Genomic DNA, 23,942 nt, shown 5'->3' with positions numbered 1-23,942 from the left:
TACGCGACAGGTGCGGGAATTAGTCAATTCTTTTTAGACCCTGATCCGCGGTCAGCGGGCGGCGGTATTCGCCTCGTAGGCTTCCTTGAGGACCTTGTGGAGCATTTCGAAGTTTTTTTTGTTGTTAAGGTTGAAATATTCCAGCACGTCCTCGTCGACGATCTCAAAACGACAATTACGGTTCTCTATCTCGTTGAAAATATATGAAAGATAGACCGTATAAGACAGATCGCGGAAGCGTTCGGGCGCCATGTGCGGGCGATGGTGGTACTCGATTGCCTTTACCAGCGCGTCGTTGAACTTCCATTTTTTGCAGATGAGGCTTCCCAGCGTGCTGTGGCTCACCCCGAGGGTTATCTCCTCGATGACGGCCGTATCCGCGAGGTTCTTGTTTCCGGTGATTTCGACGAGCCGGTTGATCTTGTCGGGGCTGATGGAGAGCAGGACGATCCTGCCGATGTCGCAGAGGAGCGCCGCGAGATAGGCGAACTCACTCATCTTGCTGTGCTTGATCTGCATCGCGATGCGCTGGGCGTAGAAGGCGGTTCTATAGGAGTTCTTCCAGATGGTTTCGAATCTCTTGTAACGGGAGTCGAGTACTTTCTGGACGCCGGTGGCAACAAGGAGCATGTTGATGCCCTTTGTTCCGATTATCTTCACCGCCTCCTCGATTGTCTCTATCTTCTTGATGGTGATATAACCGGCGGAGTTGGAGAGCTTTAATAGCGCCGTCGTGAGACCCGGGTCGCGCTTTATGCTGTCGGCAATCTCCCGTATGGTTGAATCGGGATTTGCGCAAAGACGCTGGATTTCTATGATGTTTTCCGGAAACGAGGGGATGTTCTCCAGCTCTTGTAAAATGCTCTCGGCGATCTTTACGCTGAACTCGCCGGCGTCGGGGCGCCTGGGGATGTTGATTTTGGCTATGGTGAGCTTGCCGTCGGTCGATATGCTGAAGGTTTCCGGCGGCAGGCCGATGTTCTTGAAGAGGATGAGCGCCATGGTTAGACCGAGGCCCGCGCCCTCGGAATCGTCGAGGACGTCGTCGAACGCGTCCGAGATGTCCTTGTAGGAGTACGCCTTTCTGACCCTCGATTCGATCTTAACGAGCTCTTCTTCGAGTATGGGGATGTTGTTGATGATGCTTATGCGGAGGTTCTCGGGAAGGACCTTGAAGAAGACGCGCACAACCAGCTTCGCCTCCGCCAGTTCTTTTAATATCGATGACTCGTCGGTGAATACCTCCTCCTTGAAGGTGTCCATGCCCGAGCGATATTCTTCCTTTTTACGTATATCCAGGCCCTTTTTCTTGAAAAAGAGCCTTTTGGCGTTGGCCTTGACGGCGTTGTTGATGAGCTCTTTAAGGACGGTGAGCAGCATGTCCTTCATGTAGAGGATATCATAGTTTTCGAGCTCGCGGTGGAGCACCTTGATGAGGTTTTCCTCGACAAGAGGGCTCATCAGTGAAAACTGAATGTAGAAATCCTCCCCATTCCGTATCGCTTCTTTAAAATTGGGAGGATTTAAAACAACCTGATTCTCTAAGGTCCCTTCCAAGGCCCGCTCCTGTCCACAAACTGATTTGTATCTCTGTATTCCGCCGCCGGGAGGTCTCATGGCGCCGGCGCGGCGGCATCACCGAATCCCTGCACGTCTCCGATGCCAACTATAAATGAACATGGTTCATTTAATAAAGCACTTTTTTTAAAGGTACGAGAAACGACGGTAAATATTTTTAAAAGCAGCCTCAAAAAACCCGTATACCCCGAAATACACCTGATCTTCGCCAAGCCGCCCGAAACCACGGGCATATCCGACAAAGGCGCGCAGATCCATCATATAACCGGCCGTGATCTTTATGTGGGCCTCCATCCCGGCCCCCGGCCTGAATTCCTCCATATCGGCCCTGCCATTCCAGGCGTTGCCGTATTCAAAGAACACCCGCGCCGAAAGATCGCGGAAATAGAGCGGAACCATTCTGAAGCCGCCCTCGCGCTGAAATACCGGGAAACGGTATTCCAAGGTGCCGGAGGCGAACCTGTCGGCGTACAGCGCTCCGGCCGGGTAGCCTCTCAGGCCGAACTCGTCCTCATCAGAGGCCGGCGGGCCGGTCTTTCCCCTTTCGAACCTGCCCAGCGGGTACGGCGAAAGGTACGCCGGGTTATTGAACGAAGCGCCTCCACGCAGTCTCACCATAAGAACGTTGTTGCGGGCAAGTCCTCCCATATATTGAGAAAACTCGGCGCGTACCTTCGAAAATGACAGATCGGAACCGATCGCTTCATTATACGTATCGGCAACAACGATGAAATCCGCACCATCTTCTTCGCTGATGGAATAGGGGTATTCGCTGGTTCCGGTGTACATCCATGCGGCGCTCGCTCGGGCCAGACGGTCCCTGTAGCGCGTAATATCACCTCCGAGCGGCTCGGAGACGTCCGTGATCCTCTCCTCGTACCGGTACGACAGCATCAGGCTATGGGCGTACAGAAAGCGGATGAATGGCAGCTCGATTCCGCCCGAGACTGCCCGCTCGAGCGCGCGCTTCACGCCGTAGGGAAGCGCGTCGGACCACGGGAAGCGGTCCTCTCCATAGAAAAGGGCCTCGTTCTCATAGCGGAACAGGAAATTGGGGTACAATCCCGCGTAAAGGTAGTTGAAGTCCACGACGGCGCGGCGCTGGATGTTGTAGAAATAGGCACTCAGTGAATAGAAATGCCGGTAAAGGGTGTCGCTGCCCGGAATGAAGATACCATAAAGCTGGTCGTATTTCCTGTCATATATCTCCGATGTCCCGAAGATCGGAAGCCAGAATGGCGGGAACACCGAATGGACGGGAGTGTATGGCGCTCCCGTGGTGGGGGCCGCTTCCTCCGGCGCTTCGGGTTTGAAAAAGTCGACGGCCAGCGCGACAGGCGCGGAAACCGTCTTTTCGGTTTTCGTCGCCGGATAGGGAATGAGCGCGATGTCGAAACCGCGCACACCGTATGCGGCGAAGGCGATCATTCCGCCGTCGGGCGACACATCTGGGTGAAAGGCCCCGCCGGTGAGGTTGCTGAGCCGCGCGACGGTCCCCGTGGAGGTATCCATCTCGTAAAGATTATACACTCCGCCGCGGTCGGACGAAAAGACCACGCGCCTGCCGTCCGGGTGCCAGGTGGGGCAGATGTCGTTATACGGATCGGAGGTGATGCGGCTGAAGGTCCCGCCGGGACCGCTCCAGAGCGCCAGGTCGGCGTTTCCGTTTCGGTCCTTAATGGTAAAGATCACGCGATTCTCGTCCGGGGAGATTCGGGGGAATGAAAGCTGCACATCGCTCTCAGCGATGATGCGTTTTTGGTCGGCGAACGATGCGTCCGAGAGCACCAGCGAATAACGGTCCCGCTCCTGTTGTACAAATACCGCGCGGCTTCCATCCCGGGAGATGTCAACGTATACGCCCCGCAGGGCCCGGGTCAACCTGCGGTACCCGTGTCCATCATAGACATAGGCCTCGTTATAAAGCGAGAAGGAACGGTGGTACTCGGGGTCGGAAATGTATACCGGCCCGTCGGTGACGCTGATCGAACCGGGATCATGAACCTCGCAGAGCTCCTCGGTTTTCCCCGTGCCGATGGAGCCGCGCATGAGGGCGGTTTTCCGGTGTGCCGTGGAGCGTACATAATAGACGAAGGCTCCGTCGCGGGAGAAACGCGGGAGTGACGTCTGGTAGCCGCTTGCGGTGAGGAAGCGCACCGGAGTAAGGCCCGCGGACTCTATCGAATCGAGCTGGCGTCGGTAGCGGACCCCGAGATAGCGCTCCCACTCTTTCCAGAGGCGTATTAGGCTTTCATCGTATACGTCCTTCGCGTTCTTGTCCGCCAGGTAGGGGATGATGTTGTCGGTGTTTTCCTCCATCACCAGGGAAAAGCTGTTCCTGCCGTATTTCTTTTCGAGGAAATCCACGAACAGGCCGCCGTAGAGATAGGGCGTGCTTCCCATGGGCCATTCGCGCGGGAAGTGCGATGACGCGGCGATCGACATGAAACGGTTTTCGGCGAAGGCCGCGCGCATCACCATGTCGGTATAGGTGCTGTTGTTCCTGCCCGGCGCCAGCGGGGAGCCGGGCGACTTGCGCGACTCGTAGTAGACGGCATTCCCCTCGAGCATCCACATGGGCAGAAAGATATTGGGGAAGCACACCCTGCCGAGGGTATAACGGCTGATCGAAGGAATGCCGCTTATCGCGTCGAGGTTCAATGTGTGCGTGTATTCGTGCGTGAACACGAGCCGCTGCCAGTCGTCGAAGTTCGAAAGCGTCGAGTCGGGGCGCGGCCGGGCGACGTAGAGCTGAACGCGGTTGAACGGATATGGCGTGGAAAAGCCGTTGGCGTCGTCGGTGCTGTCCACAATGATGACGTCCGTTCGAAAAAAGGGCGTCCAGCGGTGAAGCGGCGAGAGTTCCCGGTGCAGCTCCTCGGCCTTTATCGCCAGGCGGGCCGCCTCGGCCTCGAGCCCCCGATGGTAGTGGATGCGGAAATGCTCGGTCTTGATCGAGCGCCATTCGAGGGACGGGTCGAACATCACCGCGCCCCGGGCGGCCTGGGACGAGAAGAGGGCGAGAGTGAGGCATATCGTTCTGATAAGGATTTTCATGGGAATGCATGATACAGGTGATACGCCGGGGTGTCAAACATCTTGCGGCGTGCGGTATAACGGATGGGTGCATACAGGGCCGGGAATGATGCTCCTTCCGGGCGAACGATTAAGCGCCCGGAAGGTAACGAGTCCGGGATGATTCGCGCCCTATTCCTTGACGGCCGCGTATGTCCCGAAGCCGAGCAGCCGTTTTTTTTTCTTGATGACAAAGCCCGCGCGGATTATTTCCTTCTCCAGTTCGGCGAGGGTGAAGCCGCGGACCGGATGGCCCCACTTGAAGACCATGTCCCAGACGGATATGAGCCTGCCGTCTGGTTCTTCAAGAAACAGGCTTCCGCCTTTATCGAGCACGCGCCATGATTCCTTAAGCACCTTCCTCCACTCGGGGATGTGATGCAGGATGCCGAAGACCACCACCGTGTCGACGCTTCCGTCGGCGAAGTACGAAAGGTCGGCGGCGTCCATGGTCATGAACGAGCAGCCGGGGACCTCGCGCCTGATGGCGAGGTCGATCTGCTCGGGCATGATGTCGATTCCCGCATACCATGCAGGCTCGAGCTCCCGAAGGAGCAGGGCTCCGTATCCGGAGCCGCAGCCGATCTCGAGAATTCTCTTCCCCTTTCCGGTGAGCCCCATGCCCTTGAAACGCGGAAATTCAAATCGGCGTTGTAAAAATCTCCTGAACGAATTGTTCATCGCCCTGAATTCGCGTACGCTCAGTTCCATGATAGTCCCCCCTTCTATAGATATCGTCGTGTGCGCAGTAAGTATTCCGCGTACGCGCCGCCATACTGCTTCGACAGAAATTTTTCTTCCTGTTTAATCTGGAAATGGATGCCCGTCACCGTGGCAAGCGCGCAGGTCAGAAAGAAGGGGTTGCCGTAGATGAGAGCCGTGCCCACGAAATAAAGATCAATGAATAGAAATATCGGGTTTCTCGAGATGGAGAAGGCTCCGTGCGTAATCAGGTCGCCCGGCCGCCGTGTGTCTATCCCCACGCGCCATGATGCGCCGAAAGAAACGAGCGCCCATATAAAGACGATAAACCCCGCGCCTATCATCACCGCTCCCGCGATGGAGAGCGCGGGGTGCTCGATTACGGGTACGTACAGAGTCTCGGGCAGAAGCCGTGCTTCGTGACCGAGCGACTGGGCGACGACCTCCCAGCACCATGCGCACAACCCCGCGAGAAACACGACCTCGAGCACGGCGCCGAAACCGCTCTTGCCCGTCCCCAGTACGATTACCCTGGTTCCGCGAATGCTCATGATGGCCGTCCTCCCCCCGAAAACAAGCAGGAAGAGGCCCATCATCGTCAGTTGGAAAACATCAAAAAAACTCATGTGAAACCTCCGGTATTTTATTGACGCGTTTATCATCGACTCCCGTTTCCGCATTCTTCGCGTTGGCGGAAATGCCGGGTTCGGGTATTGGTGTATGGAGGATTATATTTAGTTCATATAAACTAATTATAATCCTTAAAAAAATTACTTTTCCAGCCCCCGCACCACCTTGTTGAGCAGGACAACGAGGTCGCGTGTCTCGCCCTTTTGCAGGTGCCTTGCCAGCAGGTCGGCTATTCGCTGATGGATGGAGTCGTGCATCCGTGTGATCTTTTCCCCGCTTTCCGTAAGATGGAGATGAAACGATCGCCGGTCGTCATCGGATTGCGTTTTTCGGACGAACCCGAGATTCGAGAGCTTTTCAATGATCGCGGAGATGGAGGGCTTGCTGAGGCCAAGCCTTCGGGATAGCTCGACCAGATTGGGGTTCCCCAGTTCCTTTACCGCCTCGAGATAGTTGACCAGTTTTGCCGTGAGGCCCGATTTTTCAAATTCCCCAATGATCTCCTCCTCGTAGCTCCCGATGAGCCGGGTCAGTATTTCGACCAGTTCGATAAGGGTGTAGTTTCGGGCCACGCGTGCTTTCTCGCGATTATGGTTAGTTAGTATGACCTAAATATAATACGGTTGGCGGGATTCGTCAAGAAAATAATTCAGTTTTATTTGCACGGGAGCGCGAGTTGACGGTGCCGGCATCAAATGAATGGGAAATACCCGATCGACTCCTTGTCGCCTGAATTGAAACCCGTCACCACCCTCCCATGCTTGACAATGCAATCACAAGGGCATAGACTCAAGGAACGATCGCATCATGCCGTACCATGAGGAGGGCATAGTGATGCTCAAGGGAAAGCTCGGTAAAGCGGTTAAGGTCGCATGTCTTGGCCTTCTGGCAATCATCGTACTGCTCTTCGGCGGCGGGTTTATCTACTATCAGGTCATCGCTCGCGCGCCGCTTCCGCAAATCGACGGTGAGCTTTCGGTAAAGGGCCTGAAAGACAGGGTGGAGATACTCAGGGACTCCCATGGCGTTGCGCACATCTACGCGAAAAACATGCACGATGTATTTTTCGCGCAGGGCTATGTCCAGGCCCAGGACCGCTGGTGGCAGATGGAATTTTACCGTAAGACCTGCGGCGGCAGAATAGAGGAGCTTACGGGCAAAAAGGCCGCTCTGGTGTCGGCCGATATTTATCTTCGCTCACTCGGGCTCTATGGAGTCTGCAAACGAGAATACGAAAGCTATACTCCGGCCGAGCGTTCGCCGCTCGACGCGTTCGCCGCCGGTGTCAACGCGTATATAACCGGCAAAAAGCCGCGCCAGCTTTCGGTGAATTACGCCCTGCTGGGGCTGACCGGGGTGAAATTCAACATAGAGCCCTGGACGCCGATCGATTCGCTGATGTTTTCGAAAATAATGGCATGGGACCTCGGTCTCCGGCGGGATCCGGAAATATTGCGTACGCGGCTTTACGAAAAACTCGGGGCGAAGATGGCGGAAACGTGGCTGATACCGCCCTGGCCGATCGGGGAAAAGCCGACCACCCTGACCGGGGAGGATGTCAGGGCCCTGCTCGGCGGCACGGTCGCGACGCGTCCCCAGGGCGAAGGACGTCCGGCGCCGGCGCATTATACCGGGAAGCCGATTTCAGGTAACGATACGCCGGACTTCGGCTGGATGGGCGGCGGTCACGACGGCGTGGGAAGCAACAGCTGGGTGGCCACGGGAAAGATGACCAGGAGCGGCAAGGCCCTCCTGGCAAACGATCCGCACCTCGGCATCCAGATGCCTTCGATATGGTACGAGGTGGCCCTGCATGCCGCGGACGACGGCACGGGCCGGCCCTTCGACGTTCAGGGATTCACCTTTTCCTCGAACCCTGGCGTGGTCGTGGGGCACAACGCCGACATCTCCTGGGGCACCACCAACGTCTATCCCGACGTCAACGACCAGTATATGATCAAGGTGAACCCGAAAAACCCGCTGCAGTACCGGTGGAACGGCTCGTGGCGCGATATGTCCGTTCGTAAAGAGACCATTGTATTCGGCAACGGAAAACCATCGATCGAAATCACCGTGCGCGTAACTCATCTGGGCCCGATCATCAACGACAACAAGTACGATCCCGAAACCGACACGCTCGCCGGGTTCAATAACGAGGACCCGCGCGCGCTGAGGTGGACCGCGCTCGAGCCCGGCCGCATAGCTCTGGCCATCATCGGCCTCAATAAAGCGAGGAACTGGAACGAGTTCCGCGCCGCGCTGAAGAACTGGGACGTGCCCTCGCAGAGCATCATCTACGCCGACACGAAAGGCAATATCGGATTCCAGATGCCCGGTAAGATACCCATCCGCCCCGCGGGCCTTGCCGGCCAGGTCCCCACGCCGGGCTGGGGTTCCGAGTACGAATGGAAGGGGTATGTGCCCTACGACCTCATGCCGCGCGCGTTCAATCCGGCGAGGGAATTCATGGTCGCCGCGAACCAGGAGGTGGCCCCGCCGGAATACTATGCGGCCCTCAACGCGAGGCTTGGCGGCGCGGTTAATGCGAATTTCGGCAGCAGGTATAACAAGTGGATTTACGGGTATCGCGCCCAGCGCATAACCGAAATGATACGGCAGAGCGCCCCGCACACCCCGGCCACATACCGGGCCATGCAGAATGATGTGGTGAACCTGAGCGCGGCCGAGGTGCTTCCCTATCTTGAAAAGCTGGAATTTAAAAACGGCGATCTCGCCGCGGCAAGGGACTGGCTGATGCAATGGGACCGGCGTTTCAGCGAGGAGAGCCCGCAGGCCGTGCTGTACGCGATGTTCTGGAAGAAGCTGACCGGCCTGGTCTTCCAGGACAAACTGGGAGATGTCGCGAAATCGGATGCCGCCGACAAGGAGATGTTGGCCATGACCCTCCTGCTCGCGAACCCCGGTGACGCGTGGTGGGACGATTCCACGACGAAGGATAAAACCGAGACAAGGGACGAGGTCCTCGTCCGCGCGTTCCGGGAGGGGCACGAGGCCGCCGTAGCCGCGCTCGGAAAAAACCGTTCGAAGTGGCGATGGAGCGATCTGCACGGGGCCACGTTCGTCAGCAACCCCCTGGGCGCCAGTAAAATCGGATTGCTCGAAAAACTGGTCAACCGGGGGCCCGTGCCCGTGGGCGGCTCGACCGAGTGCGTGAACAACAACATGTGGGACGCCGGAACGGGCGATTTCTCCGTGCGAATGATCCCCTCCATGCGCGTTATAATCGACATGAGCGACTTCGGCGGGAACGTCAGCATCAATTCAACGGGGCAGAGCGGGCACCCTAAAAGCCCCTGGTACGGCGATATGATCGAACCGTGGCGAAAAGGCCTGTATCGCCACATGCTCTGGACGAGGCCGCAGGTGGATAAGGGCGCAAAGCATACGCTGGTGCTCAGGCCATAGGCCGGTCGCCCGATTCGCCGCTTCTCGGGCCTGGTCCCCGTATCCGGGGAGCGGCCGTAAAGACGATAAAAGAACCCCGGACCTGCCGGGGTTCTTTTATGAGCGGGTGATGGGAATCGAACCCACGCTATCAGCTTGGAAGTTCGGGAAGCCTATTCCGCTTAACGCGCTTTTCTACTTATATTTATGTCTTTGTGTGAGGGATTTTGTCAAGTCTTTTTGCTTTTCGTGTGCCTCTGTTTTGCTCTGTATTTTTAAGTTTACTCACTTTTTTTCCGCAAAAGTTAATGTCGCCTAATTTGCAAATCGGACAGCGTGGCCGTTTTGACTTCTGCAAATTCCGCATGCTGCGGTTTCTGTTTCCAGCAAATTATGGACATTCCGACATTTGTAGGCCTCCTGCAAATGTTGCACGTTGCAACATTTAATCGCATAAAAGCAATTTCCCCGGGTAGAACCATTCCCGGGGAAATAAAATGCGCCTGCGTCGATTCTGGAAAGCCTGGAGGGCTTTTAATTTAACTTCTTCACGCTTCCAGAATGAATGAGAAGCAATCCATTCGCGGTTGCTTGCTGTATGTCATCATAAAGCGTCTCGCTTCCGAGATTCACTATGACGTGAAAAAGGTTGCCGGGTGCCGAAGGCTCCGGAACGATCGTTGTCTCAGGCGTGCGCGATGAGGCCGCGTACCTGTACAGGCCCTCGGGGATCTTCGCCGCGATGGCGGCCGCCAGGCGCTCGACCGCGTCGCCCTTAAAGGGGACGACATACTCGTCGTACCCGGCCTCGGCACCGATAAACGGCACCCCGCCAGGACGGGAGAGCAGGAGACCACCTTCCGCCAGCGTCGGGAGCGGCTGAGCCTTTATGAGCGCGATCTTCGCCAGCCCGAAGGCGGTGGTTAATCCCGCCATAATGCCGGCAAGGACCGGGCCGCCTACCGGCGGCGGGAGGCGGAACCCCCACCACCAGGCGCTCGTTGCTGCTTGGGCCGTGGTAATAGTAGTGTCGACGATGGCGATCGCCTGGTGCTGTTTTGCCGCTTCACGTTGAATTTTGCGCTTCTCCTTTTCGCTTTTCTCGGAAAAAGCCTTCTCCTGGCGTGCGCGCTTCTCGTCCAGGGTCTTGAGGGCCGCGTCGCGATCCTTTTTATTCGTGACGGTAGATTCGATAAGGGTCTTTTCCTCTTCGTACTGAACCCGAATCTGTTCCATCCGCCGGGTCTGTTCGTTCTCGATCTCCGCTATCCGGTTATTCGCGTTCATCTGGAGGAGGCCACCGAGATCGTTGACAAACCCTCCCAGCCTATTCAAGGCTTGTTCTCGCATTTGCCTGCGCTTCTCCTCTTCGGCCCTCATCATGTCAGTCACGTTTTTTTCGTGCTGCTGGCGAAGAACCTCGGAGCCTTTAAGATATTGCGCTTCGGTTAGCTGACGGGCTTTAAACTGGGCGAAGAGCTCACTTTGAGCCCGGGCGTGCCTCATCTCCTCGAGCTGTTGCTCGTTTTTGCCGTGCTCCTCGAGAAGTTTGATTATATCTGCCTGGGCCTTCTTGTATGCCTGCACCCATTTTTCAATTTCCTGCTTCCTCTTCTCCATGCGCTGCGAATCCTTTCGGGCCGCGTTTTCGGCCGCCTGTGAAGCCTTGTTCGTTTCGTCGGTGACCTTCTTTATGCCATCGGCGGCGGTAGCGGCTTCGGCCTTTGTCCCGGAGAAGAAGTTTTTCACCCATTCCCAGGCCTCTTTGATCTTCGCGATAACCTTATCCCAGTTTTTCACCATCCAGATAATCGCTGCGACAAGAGCGCCGACCGCCACAATCACTATCCCGACAGGATTAGCCGTCAGTGCGGCGTTCAGAAGCCACTGGGCCGCCGTGGCGGCTTTTGTCGCCACCGATGCGGCAATCAGGGCGACCTGGTTCGCGACGAAAGCCGCTGTACTCGCGCCGCCGGCGATCGCCTGGCCGGCCCATCCAGCCGATAAGGCGGCCTGAATGATTATGAAGGCCCGATATGCGGCGATGAGCTTTCCGGCAACCATCAATAACGGGCCGATCGCGGCGACCACAAGTGCGACGCCAGCGATCATGTTCTTCGTCCCGTCGCTCAAGCTGTTTATAGCCTCAAGCCATCCGGTTATCGTCTCGATCGCCCCCTTCACGGCTGGGATGAACAATTGCCCGAATGAAACGGCGAGCTGCTTGACGGTATCGATCAGAGTCGACCATTTACCCGTTGTGGTTTCCGATGCTGTTTCCATGCCCTTGTAGAACAGCCCGCCCTCCGAGGTCATCTTCTGAAAGGCGGCTTTCAGCACCTCGCCGGTAATCTCTCCTCTCTCGGTCATTTCCATGAGCTCGGCAGTGGCTCGACCGGTGGAAAGCTCGAGCTGCTGGAAGATGGGCACGCCGGCGTTGATGAGCTGTAGCATATCCCGTCTATCGCCCTTGCCCTGGGCGGTGACCTGGCCGTAGGCAAGGGCGATAGACTGGAGCTTCTGGCCGTCGCCCTGGGCGGTGTCGCCCAGCATCTTCACCACGTCGATCACCTCGTCCGCGGCCACGCTGAAACCCAAAAGCGTCTTCGAGGCCGCGGCGATGTCCTGCGTTTCGAACGGGGTTTTCGCTCCCAGCTGCTGAATCTGGTTGAGCATCTCCTTCGCTCGCGATCCATCGCCGAGAAGCGTCGTGAACTGGGCCTGCATCATCTCCATGTCCGCGGCGGTTTTGATCGCCGCCGCGCCGATTCCGAGGATGGGCAAGGTGAGGAAAGTGCTGAGATTGCGGCCGGCGTTGCCCAGGCCCTCGGCCGTGCGCGACATGCGCTCGGCCACCTGGTCGAACTGCTTGCCCATGCCGGTCAGCTTGGCGTTGGCGTCGAGGATCGCCTTGTTGAACTGGTCGAGCATGAGACTGAGCTCGACGGCTATCTTTCCTGGCTGTGTGCTCATGTTGCCTTACACAGACACATCAAGTTTGGCGAACGCTTCCGAAATCCTGAGCGCCATATCGCAGTCAAGAAATGCAACTATGCGGATTCCACCCGATGTGGCGAGAATGGAGCGATCGATGTTGATTTCGATCCCGGCTCCCCAGATGGCCATTATAAGCTGTGAGAAATCACCGAAAATAATATGGCTGTTTCCGGTGTCATAGGGGATTTGAGACGTCGCGAAGGTTTGACAGCCATTCAGGATTTCCAACCCATCCTTCCTGGTCCAGAGCGGAGTGGAGCCGTAGGTGTCGTTCAAGAACATCGTTTTTAATTTTGCTTTCACTCTCGGATGGGTGACGTAACAACATAAATTTTCTTCAACATTCCGGGTCGTTACCGCCGTCTCCATGTCGACAATAGTGCCATAATTCAAATCCGCCGGAGTTAAATCCAGGACGTCATCCGCATTGAGTATCCCGGTTGGTTCGTCGGAACTGGAGGATCCGCAGAGAGCCGCCTTGTCGAGCGCAATGGCGAGCACATTCATCAAATCGGCGCGGACAAGCTGATCGACCGCAGGAGTGGCCTGCAACAGCATTTTCCGCGAAATATCCACGTAAGCCGCCACGGTCTTGGGCTTGAGTTCAACCTTCCCGAAGGCCGGTTGGCTCTTCGTCGGGGATCCTCCCTCCGAAACCCATTCCGCAGTTGTTGCACCAGTCTGGGAGGGGATGGCTACATCCCCTACAAGGTTATCCAAAATACGAGCGCCAGCTGCCCGTACAACCATTTTATTCCGGAGGATATCGATGAATGAGGCGGCTTTATGATCGGTGCCAACCAGGTTGCCTCCATTCGCGGGAGTGCCTTTTGTGAGGTCCCGGGCCATCATGCTGAACGGCACGACGGCTCCGAGAATATGCCGGGAATGCTGTTTTTTGTAATGCTCGGAAATTTCGATTTCGCGACGGCAATCTTTCGCGTTGAGATCTACCAGCCCTCGGACCAGGTTTAGGAATCCGTAATCACGGAAATCGCTTTCGTTTAGCGGAACGAACGGATCCTCTTTGAATCCAGTTACCCAGCGGCGATAGGAATGTGTCTTGCGTGCTTCCTCAATCTGCCGAAGGGCATCACTTGCGTCTATTTTAACAATTTGAACTGACATTTTATTATCTCCTCTTAATTTATTTGGATGACGGCGGTATGCGAGTATAGCGTCACGTACATCATCCTCATTACTACACAGTCTCGAATTGTCATCCACCATCATCTTTGTCCTCTCGTTGCCTCCTTACTATTCCCTTCCGTTCCTTGGAAGTATCCTCCGGGCCTTTCCAGGGGCCCGGAGGCAAATGAAAGGAGAAGCGATCAACCAAGTGGCTATGCCATGCCGGAAGGAACCACCCCACGCCGGCCCTCAGGCCGCCACTTTTTTATATCATCAGCGAAGTGTCCTTCGCGTAATGATCCATCAAAACTGAAACCAAGTTATGTCACATCACACAATTTTTCAATAACTTTCCGAAACGAATCCGAAGCGTCCTCTAAAATCTGGTACCTAGCCAATTGCCGGGGTTTGAATTACCCTCGAGAGCTTTTCGTCTGGAAGGACCCGTCACCATTTTATCCCTGTTAAGGTAATTTCGTATTCTGTTCAAGCTGTGACCCCGCTTCGGTTTCGATGTTTAAAATATAAACATTTCCCCTTGATTCTTCAGCTTTGATACTGCTGAAAAAACACGTTATCCGGGCGAATTTTATGTGTTATACACATACCTAAACCGAAGCGGTCATTTCGCATCATTACATTTCTCGTCCGCCCTCTGTGCGAGATCCAGAAGTACGATCCGGCGCGGGTCTGTTGGTCGCCCGCACTGGGGGCATTCCTCATCCCAGGGCTCTATTACCGGGAATCCGCAGCATGTGCAGGGGTACTCCTTCACGCTTTCGCTCCGATGTATGTTTTGTGCGCCAGGTACACCAGTTTTATCCCGTACCGCAAAAGCGCGGCGTTGAAGTCCACGTTCACCGCGTCCCATATCTCGGACACCTGAGTATTTTCTCTCCCCGCCGGCGGATCATAGGTGAGGCCAGTTTGCGCCGCGTACGCGAGGAGCCCTTCGCCCAGGCTTGGGGTCTGGTATTTCGGAGGCCTGAATACGTTGCCCTTGCGGTCGATCTCCTCGAGGTCCGCGAGGAGCGGGAAGGGAACTGTCGATGTTGGCCGGAAGGACCGCTTTACGAGCTCAACAAAATCGGCCGCGGCCGACTGGTTGTCGCCGAAACGACCGTTAAACCATCGGACGAGCTCGGTTATCCGTGGATTCGGGATGCGCGTCTCCCCGGCCTCCAGCAGCGCCGGCTCACGGAAGTAAAACGCGAGGCCGGCCGCGAGCGTCTCATGATTCGCCAATGTGTTTCACCTCCGGTTGTGATCGTACAAATTCATCAATCATTTCTTGCGGGAGGCTATCGAGGAATGGATCGCGCGCCCGGATCAGCGGTGCGGACCGCGCGGCGTCCTCGCGTTTCGCGACGATGTTGGACCAGGTCGACAGCACCTGGGCCGGGGTAATGGGCAGATCCCGCCAGAATTTTTCGTTGGTCGCGACCAGGCGCGAGAGCTTCACAGCGGTGGCTTCAATGGATTTGAGGCTGTGGTTTTCAATCAGATATTGAATGCTTTTGGCTTGTTTGCCGTCGTGATGGTATTGGGGATTTATTTTTTCAAAGAGGGAGCGCAGCGTAGCGTGCGCAATCTTTTGGTCTTTTGCTTTTTGGTCTTGTAAGTGGTCTTTTATATATGATGTGCTACTTTCTTGCACTTCAGGGGTGTTATTTTTCTGCACATCATGATGTGCAAGTTTTCCGCACATCACCCCATCTCCTTCATCATCGAGAGCATCAACATAAACCATGCAAATGTAAATATTGGTCAGCGTCCGGCCGCGGCGCTTCTTAACTATCCATCCCGTCTCTGTGAGATTTTTAAGGGCGTCAATCACCGCGCGATCCGAGAGGCCGGCGCGTTCGGCTATCACCGGAATAGATGGATACGCGAAATCCTTCGTCCCCTGAAAAGAGGAGAGGGCGATATAGGCTTTGACCCCGTTCGGCTTGACTCTATCATCCTGGAGAATCTTCACCGGAACGGCGCCGAATATCCCGAGACGACCATACAACTTGCCCTTCATCAGCTTTCCATCTCCCGATCGATGACGCCCTTTTCAACGCGCTTGACGGTCCCCTGGTGGATGATGAGCTTCACTGATATTTCGCCGAACTCGACCCGGCCGGCCTGTTGTTCGAGCCAGCTTATGATTGTGAAAACCTGACTTTTAGATATCCTGGTCATGCGGGCCTCGCCGGGTTCATGCGCTCACGGATGAAGGCGTCGATCGCGTGCGGATCGTATTTGATGAGCTTTCCAATCCGGAGGTTGGGGACCAGGTTCTCACGTCCGAGGCTGCGCGCTTTATCATACGAAATCCCCAGACGTTCCGCGAGCCACTTTGAGTCCCTCAGTTGATCAGTAGTTTCTCTTTTTGTAGGTTCAGGTTTTGGCATACCTACACCCCCTAATTATTGTTTAATTAAGGGTAAGCGTATATTCCCTTGTCAGTCAAGGTGAAGTGGGGTGAAAAAGGGTGAAGCGGGGTGAATTAAAGCTGTTTCACGATATCGTATTCAGGTAAGTTTTGGGGTATGAAATCAGAATCGTTTTTTGGGAAGTATTCCAAATACATTTTTGACAAGCGCTTTGGTGTTAGTTTTATGATCGTCCCATTTCGGGAACGGTATAGCACCCATTTGGCAAATTCTTTCCGAGGATTTACAAGGTCAGAAATATATCCTCGCTCCGTCCATACTTTATAAAGTGAAATAATATACTCTGCATGTCGTTTTTTCATAACGACTATTCTTCCACCTTTTTCAATTTCTTCGTCATCAAACCATATTATTTTTTCATCTCTTAGGGATTCGATATGATCTATGAATTCATTTTTCATATCGTTTAAAATTCCCAGTGATTTAAAAATGTCAGTGCGGAAAAAAGAAGAAGGGCCGATTTGAAGTATCACGCTTACCTGGTTTGTTGGTCCAATTGTTGTCCTTGCCCAGCTTCCGGATTCAATTTTAAGTGAGGAGAAGTGCTTAGAGGTGAGTTTAAGAATTTCATCAACTTTAACTTTAATTTCGTCGGGTATTGGATTTTCATGCACCTTCATATTTCCCCCATGTCTCCCATGCCTGAAAGATAACCGGGAAACCCGCATGGGGTGGGCTTTCGGCGGGATCATGACTTCCCACCTATCCCGGTTCCTGCATTATACACGGCGATAATGCCGTTAGTCAACTACTCTGCTATGCAATCGATCGACGATCTCATCATTCAGACCTTTTGATAGTTTTTTCAATAGCTCGTAAACCTCTGCCCGGAGAAGTTCCCTTTGCTTGATCAATTCTAAGCGTTCCGATTCTTCTTTTGTGAACATATCGACCTCCTTACTTCTGCCGCACTTTTCGGGTCAATGGCTTCGAGTGCTGATAACATCGTTCGCAGTAGTCTCTTTTTCTTGACTATGAGGCTTTCCTTCTTTTTTTTCATGTGCCACCTCTTTATTATTTTCTCCCGGTTCCCCGGGTAAAGATGCTCTGCTGAATGAGAAGTACGTCGGCCATATCGTCGAGCTGGTAATAATGCTGGCTCATCTCCGGCGTAAGGTGCCCGGTGATGCTCTGAATCTTCTGGAGGGGGATTTTCGCATTGATTAAAAGGCTGTTCAGCCAGTGCCGCCACGAATGGAAGGTGATGTTCCGCCGGCGGCGCTCCACGTCGTCGATGCCGATCCGCGCGATGGCCTCATAAAGCGCCCGGATAAAGGCGTTCCCGTCCATCGGCCGGTCCGCGCGGTGGCCGAAGAAGAGGAAGGCTTCGGGCCCCGCGTCCGTGTAGGGGTTGAGGTCGCGAATCCGGGCGAGCTCCTCCTTTACGGCCTCCGGAACGAAGATATTCCGGGCCCGGCCGGTCTTGGTGGTCTCGTTCATCAATTTTAGCCTGGTGTCCCACGACCGCCGGACGTGGAGAAAGCCTTCATCCAGGCGGACGTCCGCCAGGACCAGGCCCATGAGCTCGCCCAGGCGAAGGCCCGTCGTCGCGGCGAGGAGGTTCCCCGCGTAGGCCCGGCGGTCGCTCCACTCGATCGAGAACACCTTCTGGACCTCCTCGATCTCGAGGATCCCCTTGTGCTTCGGCCGGTTAGCGGCGCGATCGATCCGCGGCGCCTGGCGGATGAGGCCCTCGTCCTCGGCGGTCGCGAGGATCGTCTTCAGGCATGAGAGAACGTGGTTGATCGTTCCGCCGGCGTAGCCGCGATCGTGGAGGCCGTTCCTGAAGGCCTTTATTACTCCCCGGTCGATGTCCAGAAAGCGGCGGTCCCCCAGCTGGGGAAGGATGAAGCGCCGCATGAGGTCCTCGCGCTCCCGGCAGTGTCGCGGGGATACCCGGAGGCCCCGGACGCGCTTGTCAGTCGCCCACGCGCCATCCCAGGCGAAGAAGCCGCGGGTATACTCTTCCAGGATGAGGAAGCGGCGGGTGATGATGGGCCCCGCCGAAAGCTGCTCGATGCACCAGCGCTCGGCGTCGCCCTTGCGGGTCAGCTTGGTGGTGCGGGCGGTGGAAAATTTCCCGTTCGGAAGGCGAAACTGTGCGTAATAGAAGCGGCCGCGCTTGAAAACGGAGTACGGTTTTCCCGACGCCATCTCACACTCCTCTCACATTCGAGTGTTTGAAAAGCGCCGGTTGACCGGTGGCTTTTTCTAAGTCCTGAACTTTCCAGGGCTTTTATGAGCGGGTGATGGGAATCGAACCCACGCTATCAGCTTGGAAGGCTGAAATTCTACCACTGAATTACACCCGCATATACGTACACGTAATAACTGCGGAGGACATCGTCAAGAAAAAAATATCCGCGTCCGGCCGCCGTCATGATGAAGAAATGCCCCGGTATCGCCGATGTTCATTTTTTTTATTGAAATTTTTTCCCCCTTTGTTAGAATACAAAAAAATGTGCTTAAAATTGACATTTTATGCTATGAATAATTCGGTATTTTAAAACCCGGACGGAAACCCCCGGAACGGATTTTCGAGGCGTTCCGGTAAAAACGGCTTTTGAATCCCGCTGATTTCAAGAGGCTCGATGGACGAACTCGTACTCAATATCGGAAAGAAAATACAGTACTACCGCAAGAAGAACGAGATCACCCTGAAAAAGCTCGCGGACCTGATTCACGCGACGCCGAGCCTGATAAGTCAGATAGAGCGGGGCAAGGCCAATCCCTCGCTTTCCACGCTCAAGTCGATCGCCGATGTTTTCGAGATCCCCATCGGCCTGCTTTTCGAGTACGAAACGAAAAACCCGGCATCCCCGATCATTAAAAAAGGCACCCACAAGAAGATCATCACCGAGGGCAACGTGCGCTACAGCCTGCTTACGCCCGGGGCGCAGGACATGGAGGTCATCATCATCGAGTTTCCTCCCGGAAGCTCCTCCGGCGAGCGAATGTACGAGCACGAAGGCCTGGAATGCGGCTATTTGCTCAAGGGCGAGCTCGCCATCGATATCGAGGACGTCGCCTATGTTATGCAGCCCGGCGACAGCATCAGCTTCGAGAGCTACAAGCGCCATCGTATGACCAACCAGCGCGAAGTGACCGCGATTGCCGTCTGGGCCAACGTGGTCCCCTGGATATTCATCAACAAAAAGCCATGAGCCGGGGAATACGGCCCCCATCACGCCTTCCCATCACATCAAATCTTTAAAAAAACGCTCCCGTGCAGGCGGCATATATTTTTTTTCTTGACAATTATGTCACATTGTGGTGCTCTTGTGGGGATAAGTGGGGATTTGTGTTGATTATGGTCTTGAAATCAGCATGAAAGGGGTGTTTTTCGGGTGTTCATGGGGGAATATCATCCGGCGCTTGATGAGAAGGGAAGGGTGGCCATTCCGGTGCGGCTGCGCAAGGCCTTCGGCGAGAACGCCGTCATAAACAAGCTTATCATCACCCATGGCTTCGACAAATGCATCATGGCGTTCCGGGAGGAGGACTGGAGCGAATTCGTGGCGAACAGGCTCCAGCCGCTTTCCCAGGCCGACCCCATGAACAGGATGCGCCTTCGCTTTCTGATGGGCGGCGCAAGCGAGTGCGAGCTTGACAAGCAGGGCAGGATCATCGTTCCCGCGTATCTCAAGGAATATGCCGAGATCGATAACGAAGTTACGATGTTAGGCCTGTGCAACAAGATCGAGATATGGGGCAGCGAGGTCTATAACAGATACAGGCCCGACGGCGAGGCGCTCAACGCCTTCGCGAAAGACCTGGGCTTTTAGTCGTGTCGTGACGGCTTTCGGGGGAGAGCCGCAACCGATAATGAGACATAATACAGACGACGATCCGAGCGGGCCCTTCGCCCACACCCCGGTGATGCACCGGGAGGTGATGGAATACATCGCCGGCATATCCGCGTGCGATGGGAGCGTGGTGGTGGACTGTACGCTGGGCGAGGGGGGGCATTCCGAGCTCATCCTCAGCGGCTTTCCGGATCTGAGCGTTGTGGCTTTCGAGCGAGATCCGGAGATCCTGGCCATTGCCGACGCAAGGCTTTCGGTGTACGGGAACCGGTTCGAAGTGATAAACGACAATTTCGCGAACGCAGGTGAGAATATGGCGGGCATGGAGGGGCGCGTGCGCTGTTTCCTGTACGATTTCGGAATTTCGTCCTTTCACCTGGACAAAAGCGGCAGGGGATTCAGCTTCCGGAGCGACGAGCCGCTCGACATGCGGCTGGACCCGCGCCTCGAAACGGACGCGGCGCGCATCGTTAATACCCGGCGGGAAAAGGAGTTGACAGATATCCTCCTTGGATATGGAGAGGAGCGTTGGGCGAAGCGGATCGCCAGGCGTATCGTCGAGCGCCGGGGGGCGGGACCGATCACAACCACCGGCGAACTCGCGGAGCTGGTGCTCCGCGCTATCCCGGTGCGGTACCACGTGCGCAACATCCATCCGGCAACCAGAGTATTCCAGGCGCTCCGCATCGCGGTGAACGACGAGCTTGCGGCGATCCGCGCGTCCCTGCGCGACGCCGCCCGTCTCCTCGCGGAAGGGGGCAGGATCATCGCCATCTCCTTTCACTCCCTTGAGGACAGGGTCGTGAAAGACTCGTTCCGGAGGATGGCCGCCGGTTGCAAGTGCGGCGAAGAGCCCCGCCACTGTCGGTGCACCGGCTCGCCGCTGCTGAGAATATTGACGAAGAAGCCGCTCGTGCCGGGCGACGCGGAGCTTACGGAAAACAGGCGCTCGCGCAGCGCGAAGATGCGGGTATGCGAGAAGATCGGGAGGGCGTCATAAAATACATCGGCATAGTTACGGGCGTCATCCTCTTTGTGGTGCTGTACGTCTGGCAGAACATCGAGGTCATGAAGATGAAAATGGCGTACCGCGAGAACATTGCGATCGAAAAGCGCCTGGTGAAGGAGAACGACCGCCTGCGTGCCGAAATCGAGCGATACCGGCGGGTGGACGTGGCCGAGCGGTACGCCCGCACGCAGGGGATGCGCGAGCTCACTCCGGCGGATATTATCGTATTGCTGGACGGGAAGAGGAATAATGGGAAGTAAGTCTCCACGGCGGATGATGGCGCTCTCCGGGCTTGTCGATAAATGCGCGCCGTTCGTATCGACGGCCTCCGGTGATGCCGGGTGCGTGATATCTTCAATAGAGTACAATTCCTCGAAGGTCGGCAAGGGCTCGCTCTTCGTCGCCATCGAGGGGACGCAGAGCGACGGCCATACGTACGTCCGCGACGCCCTCGAGCGCGGCGCCTCGGCGATTGTCATTTCCGAAGGCAGGCTGGACGGGTTCGGCGATCTCGCCGGGAAAGCGACCGTGCTTGTGTCGGCCGATACGCGCAGGGCCCTTTCGATTCTTTCGGCCGCGTTTTACGGCTTTCCCTCGTCCGGGATGATGGTGATCGGCGTTACCGGCACCAACGGCAAGACCTCCACCACCTACATGCTCGAATCTATTTTAAAGACGGCCGGCCGCGAGGTCGGCGTTATCGGAACCATCAACTACCGCTGGAAGGGCGGTCTGGTGCCGGCCCCAAACACAACGCCCGAGTCGAGGGACGCGCAGGAGATCGTTCGCGCGATGGCCGATGACAAAGTCGATGCGCTGGTCGTGGAGGTGTCGTCGCACGGACTGAAACTGGGGCGCGTCGACGACGTAGAGTTCGATGCCGGAGTATTTACGAACCTTACGCGCGATCATCTCGATTTTCACCTCACTTTCGAGGACTACTTTGCTTCCAAACTCAGGCTCTTCGACCTCCTCGATCGTTCGGGAAAGCCCCGGCGCGCGGGGATCGTCAACTGCGACGACGAATACGGCAGGACCATCTACAACGGAAAGGGGTCCCGATCCTATCCGCTCTTCGGGTTCGGCGTCTCGGACGACGCGGACTACCGGGCGGATAAATCGAGCATCAGTAACTCCGTAGACGGCGTTTCATACCGCATAGACCGCCCGCGGCCCGGCGCCGCGATCGATCTTCGCCTCGCCGGCGGTTTCCATGTCTGCAATTCACTCGCGGCCTTCGCGGCCGCGCACGCGATCGGCATTGCGCCCGAGGCGATCGCAGCCGGTCTTACGGGCCTTTCGGCCGTTCCCGGCCGGTTCGACCGCATACGCTCCGACGAAGGCTTCGGCGTAGTCGTGGATTACGCGCACACGGACGACGCGCTCGCCAAGCTCCTCCAGTCCGCCCGCGAGCTTTCGCCGAGGAGAATCATCACGGTGTTCGGCTGCGGCGGCAACAGGGACAGGACGAAACGGCCGCTCATGGGTGAGACGGCATCGAGGCTTTCGGACGTGGTGATCGTGACGAGCGACAATCCGCGGAAGGAGGAGCCCGGCGCCATCATAAACGACATCCTTGCCGGCATGAAGGGCGCAATCTTCGACGTGGAGCCCGACCGCGAGCGCGCGATAGCAATGGCGATCGCTCTGGCGGGCGAGGGCGACATCGTGGTCATCGCCGGCAAGGGACACGAGGACTACCAGATCATCGGCGAGGAAAAGCGGCACTTCGATGACCGCGAGATCGCGATGAAATACATCGCCGCGGGGGCGAAGCGGTGAAGGTATCCTTTCAATCGACCATGGGTGCCATCGCGGCGGCATGCGGCGGAAGTCTTGTCGCGGGCGACCCTTCCGTTATGGTGGAAACCATCACCACCGATTCCCGCAAACTCGGCGCGAAGAACCTTTTTGTCCCGATCTCCGGGGAAAAGTTCGACGGCCACGATTACATTTCGTCGCTGGCGGAAAACGGGTCGCTTGCCGGGTTTCTCACCGCACGCGAATCGGACCGCGCCACGGCCGGGCGTTTCGGGACGGCCGCCATCCTCTGCGACGATACGCTCGCGGCCTACGGCCGGATCGCGACGACGCACCGCGCTTCGATGAAGGCCAGGGTTATCGGTATCACCGGCACGAACGGCAAGACCACAACAAAAGAACTGGTATACGCCGCGCTTTCAGCAAAATATACATGCCTGAGGAACGAGAAGAACTATAACAACGAGGTCGGGCTTCCCTACACGCTGCTGCACCTTCGCCCCGAACACGAGGTCGCGGTAGTCGAGATGGGAATGAACCATGCCGGCGAGATCGGGCGGCTTTCGCGCATCGCCAGACCCGATATCGCACTGATCACCAATATCGGAGAGGGCCACCTCGAGTTCCTGGAAACGGTCGAGGGTGTGGCCCGGGCGAAGGCGGAGATTATCGAAGGACTTGCCCGGGGGGGGAGGCTTTACCTGAACCAGGATACGCAGTGCTTCGACATACTCCGCGAGGCCGCGCGCGCACACGGGTGCGAGGTCGTCACCTTCGGGCTTTACGCCGGCGCGCTTGTTCACCCCGAGGATTATTCGCTCGGAACCGCTGATTGTTCGATCATGTACCAGGGCCAGACATACCGGGCGCCGCTTTACGGCATTCACAACCTTTACAACCTGCTGCTTGCCGTCGCCCTGGGCAGGGAGCTTGGAGTGGAGCCGGAGCTGATAAAAAGCGGGCTTTCATCTTTCAGAAATATCGATAAGAGGTCGCAGATCATCGATAAGGATTTCATCCTGATCGACGATACCTATAATTCCAACCCGCTCTCAACGCGATACGCGATCATGTCGATCGTCTCGATCTATCCCGCCCACCGCAAGGTCGCCGTCCTCGCCGACATGAAGGAGCTCGGCTCCCTGTCGGCCGCCTTTCACGAGCGGGTGGGACGCATGGTTGCCGAATACGATTTCGACCTGCTCTGCGCCTTTGGAGACGACGCGCGGCACTATGTCAGCGGGGCGCTCGCCGGTGGCATGAAGAGCGAAGCCGTGCGTCATTTCGGGAGCAGAGAGGAGATAGCCGATTTTCTGAAGGGCTGGCTGGCGGCGGGAGACGTGGTGCTCGTCAAGGGTTCGCGCTCAATGAAAATGGAGGAGGTAACGGACGCGCTCGTCCGTTAGG

The 23,942-nt window shown here is 56.4% G+C and carries 20 protein-coding genes and 1 tRNA gene; 7 read left to right on the top strand and 14 right to left on the bottom strand.

Features of this window, described 5'->3' with window-relative positions; translation table 11 throughout:
- Positions 1 to 51: 51 nt before the first annotated feature.
- The 5 genes from VLM75_01425 to VLM75_01405 all read right to left on the bottom strand — a co-directional run bounded on the left by VLM75_01425 (position 52) and on the right by VLM75_01405 (position 6,557).
- Entirely contained in the window at positions 52 to 1,557 is a 1,506-nt protein-coding gene (locus VLM75_01425; GenBank protein ID HSV95573.1) for an HDOD domain-containing protein, read from the bottom strand.
- A 147-nt stretch (positions 1,558 to 1,704) separates the two neighbouring features.
- Positions 1,705 to 4,635, bottom strand: coding sequence for a hypothetical protein (locus VLM75_01420; protein ID HSV95572.1), 2,931 nt, complete (start codon positions 4,633 to 4,635; stop codon positions 1,705 to 1,707).
- A 150-nt stretch (positions 4,636 to 4,785) separates the two neighbouring features.
- Entirely contained in the window at positions 4,786 to 5,364 is a 579-nt protein-coding gene (locus tag VLM75_01415) for a class I SAM-dependent methyltransferase (protein HSV95571.1), read from the bottom strand.
- 14 nt (positions 5,365 to 5,378) lie between these two features.
- On the bottom strand, positions 5,379 to 5,981 hold the full coding sequence (locus VLM75_01410) for an isoprenylcysteine carboxylmethyltransferase family protein (protein ID HSV95570.1): 603 nt from the start codon (positions 5,979 to 5,981) through the stop codon (positions 5,379 to 5,381).
- A gap of 144 nt (positions 5,982 to 6,125) precedes the next feature.
- On the bottom strand, positions 6,126 to 6,557 hold the full coding sequence (locus VLM75_01405) for a MarR family transcriptional regulator (protein ID HSV95569.1): 432 nt from the start codon (positions 6,555 to 6,557) through the stop codon (positions 6,126 to 6,128).
- Between the two features lie 235 nt (positions 6,558 to 6,792).
- Between VLM75_01405 and VLM75_01400 the strand changes: the two genes are divergently transcribed.
- Complete coding sequence (locus tag VLM75_01400) at positions 6,793 to 9,411, top strand: penicillin acylase family protein (protein ID HSV95568.1); 2,619 nt, start codon at positions 6,793 to 6,795, stop codon at positions 9,409 to 9,411.
- A 513-nt stretch (positions 9,412 to 9,924) separates the two neighbouring features.
- Here VLM75_01400 and VLM75_01395 read toward each other — a convergent pair.
- The 9 genes from VLM75_01395 to VLM75_01355 form a co-directional block, all read right to left on the bottom strand.
- On the bottom strand, positions 9,925 to 12,363 hold the full coding sequence (locus tag VLM75_01395) for a tape measure protein (GenBank protein HSV95567.1): 2,439 nt from the start codon (positions 12,361 to 12,363) through the stop codon (positions 9,925 to 9,927).
- A 6-nt stretch (positions 12,364 to 12,369) separates the two neighbouring features.
- A complete protein-coding gene (locus VLM75_01390) occupies positions 12,370 to 13,620 on the bottom strand; it encodes a phage major capsid protein (GenBank protein HSV95566.1) in 1,251 nt (416 codons plus the stop codon).
- A gap of 669 nt (positions 13,621 to 14,289) precedes the next feature.
- Positions 14,290 to 14,763, bottom strand: coding sequence for a hypothetical protein (locus VLM75_01385; GenBank protein HSV95565.1), 474 nt, complete (start codon positions 14,761 to 14,763; stop codon positions 14,290 to 14,292).
- Positions 14,750 to 15,544: a helix-turn-helix domain-containing protein gene (locus tag VLM75_01380; protein ID HSV95564.1), complete on the bottom strand. Its 795-nt coding sequence runs from the start codon at positions 15,542 to 15,544 to the stop codon at positions 14,750 to 14,752. Before VLM75_01380 ends, VLM75_01385 begins: the two co-directional genes overlap by 14 nt.
- Positions 15,544 to 15,705, bottom strand: coding sequence for a hypothetical protein (locus VLM75_01375; GenBank protein ID HSV95563.1), 162 nt, complete (start codon positions 15,703 to 15,705; stop codon positions 15,544 to 15,546). The genes VLM75_01380 and VLM75_01375 overlap by 1 nt, the downstream gene beginning before the upstream one ends.
- Positions 15,702 to 15,917 (bottom strand): hypothetical protein, encoded by a 216-nt coding sequence (locus tag VLM75_01370; GenBank protein ID HSV95562.1) that lies wholly within the window; start codon positions 15,915 to 15,917, stop codon positions 15,702 to 15,704. Before VLM75_01370 ends, VLM75_01375 begins: the two co-directional genes overlap by 4 nt.
- A gap of 95 nt (positions 15,918 to 16,012) precedes the next feature.
- Entirely contained in the window at positions 16,013 to 16,651 is a 639-nt protein-coding gene (locus VLM75_01365; GenBank protein HSV95561.1) for a hypothetical protein, read from the bottom strand.
- 322 nt (positions 16,652 to 16,973) lie between these two features.
- On the bottom strand, positions 16,974 to 18,113 hold the full coding sequence (locus VLM75_01360) for a tyrosine-type recombinase/integrase (GenBank protein ID HSV95560.1): 1,140 nt from the start codon (positions 18,111 to 18,113) through the stop codon (positions 16,974 to 16,976).
- 87 nt (positions 18,114 to 18,200) lie between these two features.
- Positions 18,201 to 18,271: transfer RNA gene (locus tag VLM75_01355), tRNA-Gly, on the bottom strand.
- Positions 18,272 to 18,550: 279 nt separating this feature from the next.
- Here VLM75_01355 and VLM75_01350 point away from each other — a divergent pair.
- The 6 genes from VLM75_01350 to murF all read left to right on the top strand — a co-directional run bounded on the left by VLM75_01350 (position 18,551) and on the right by murF (position 23,941).
- A complete protein-coding gene (locus VLM75_01350) occupies positions 18,551 to 19,123 on the top strand; it encodes a cupin domain-containing protein (protein HSV95559.1) in 573 nt (190 codons plus the stop codon).
- A 189-nt stretch (positions 19,124 to 19,312) separates the two neighbouring features.
- Positions 19,313 to 19,744 (top strand): division/cell wall cluster transcriptional repressor MraZ, encoded by a 432-nt coding sequence (gene mraZ / locus VLM75_01345; GenBank protein ID HSV95558.1) that lies wholly within the window; start codon positions 19,313 to 19,315, stop codon positions 19,742 to 19,744.
- A 40-nt stretch (positions 19,745 to 19,784) separates the two neighbouring features.
- A complete protein-coding gene (rsmH, locus tag VLM75_01340; GenBank protein HSV95557.1) occupies positions 19,785 to 20,765 on the top strand; it encodes a 16S rRNA (cytosine(1402)-N(4))-methyltransferase RsmH in 981 nt (326 codons plus the stop codon).
- A complete protein-coding gene (locus VLM75_01335; GenBank protein ID HSV95556.1) occupies positions 20,738 to 21,034 on the top strand; it encodes a hypothetical protein in 297 nt (98 codons plus the stop codon). Before rsmH ends, VLM75_01335 begins: the two co-directional genes overlap by 28 nt.
- Positions 21,024 to 22,556, top strand: a complete 1,533-nt coding sequence (locus tag VLM75_01330; GenBank protein ID HSV95555.1) for a UDP-N-acetylmuramoyl-L-alanyl-D-glutamate--2,6-diaminopimelate ligase — start codon at positions 21,024 to 21,026, stop codon at positions 22,554 to 22,556. The genes VLM75_01335 and VLM75_01330 overlap by 11 nt, the downstream gene beginning before the upstream one ends.
- Positions 22,553 to 23,941, top strand: a complete 1,389-nt coding sequence (murF, locus tag VLM75_01325) for a UDP-N-acetylmuramoyl-tripeptide--D-alanyl-D-alanine ligase (protein ID HSV95554.1) — start codon at positions 22,553 to 22,555, stop codon at positions 23,939 to 23,941. Before VLM75_01330 ends, murF begins: the two co-directional genes overlap by 4 nt.
- The last annotated feature ends 1 nt before the right edge of the window (position 23,942 follow it).

It is taken from the genome of Spirochaetota bacterium (assembly GCA_035477215.1).
Taxonomy (GTDB): domain Bacteria; phylum Spirochaetota; class UBA4802; order UBA4802; family UBA5368; genus MVZN01.
The sequence above is the reverse complement of the archived record's forward strand: the minus strand, read 5'-3'. Positions and strand labels throughout refer to the sequence as shown.

Bases quoted from the DNA above. Each gene is read 5' to 3' on its own strand.
- VLM75_01375 (HSV95563.1), bottom strand. From the start codon at position 15,705: ATGACCAGGATATCTAAAAGTCAGGTTTTCACAATCATAAGCTGGCTC.
- VLM75_01420 (HSV95572.1), bottom strand. From the start codon at position 4,635: ATGAAAATCCTTATCAGAACGATATGCCTCACTCTCGCCCTCTTCTCG.
- VLM75_01335 (HSV95556.1), top strand. From the start codon at position 20,738: ATGCGAGAAGATCGGGAGGGCGTCATAAAATACATCGGCATAGTTACG.
- VLM75_01400 (HSV95568.1), top strand. From the start codon at position 6,793: ATGCCGTACCATGAGGAGGGCATAGTGATGCTCAAGGGAAAGCTCGGT.
- rsmH (HSV95557.1), top strand. From the start codon at position 19,785: ATGAGACATAATACAGACGACGATCCGAGCGGGCCCTTCGCCCACACC.
- VLM75_01370 (HSV95562.1), bottom strand. From the start codon at position 15,917: ATGCCAAAACCTGAACCTACAAAAAGAGAAACTACTGATCAACTGAGG.
- VLM75_01360 (HSV95560.1), bottom strand. From the start codon at position 18,113: ATGGCGTCGGGAAAACCGTACTCCGTTTTCAAGCGCGGCCGCTTCTAT.
- VLM75_01365 (HSV95561.1), bottom strand. From the start codon at position 16,651: ATGATCCCGCCGAAAGCCCACCCCATGCGGGTTTCCCGGTTATCTTTC.
- VLM75_01380 (HSV95564.1), bottom strand. From the start codon at position 15,544: ATGAAGGGCAAGTTGTATGGTCGTCTCGGGATATTCGGCGCCGTTCCG.
- VLM75_01330 (HSV95555.1), top strand. From the start codon at position 21,024: ATGGGAAGTAAGTCTCCACGGCGGATGATGGCGCTCTCCGGGCTTGTC.
- mraZ (HSV95558.1), top strand. From the start codon at position 19,313: ATGGGGGAATATCATCCGGCGCTTGATGAGAAGGGAAGGGTGGCCATT.
- VLM75_01410 (HSV95570.1), bottom strand. From the start codon at position 5,981: ATGAGTTTTTTTGATGTTTTCCAACTGACGATGATGGGCCTCTTCCTG.
- VLM75_01395 (HSV95567.1), bottom strand. From the start codon at position 12,363: ATGAGCACACAGCCAGGAAAGATAGCCGTCGAGCTCAGTCTCATGCTC.
- VLM75_01390 (HSV95566.1), bottom strand. From the start codon at position 13,620: ATGATGGTGGATGACAATTCGAGACTGTGTAGTAATGAGGATGATGTA.
- VLM75_01350 (HSV95559.1), top strand. From the start codon at position 18,551: ATGGACGAACTCGTACTCAATATCGGAAAGAAAATACAGTACTACCGC.
- VLM75_01415 (HSV95571.1), bottom strand. From the start codon at position 5,364: ATGGAACTGAGCGTACGCGAATTCAGGGCGATGAACAATTCGTTCAGG.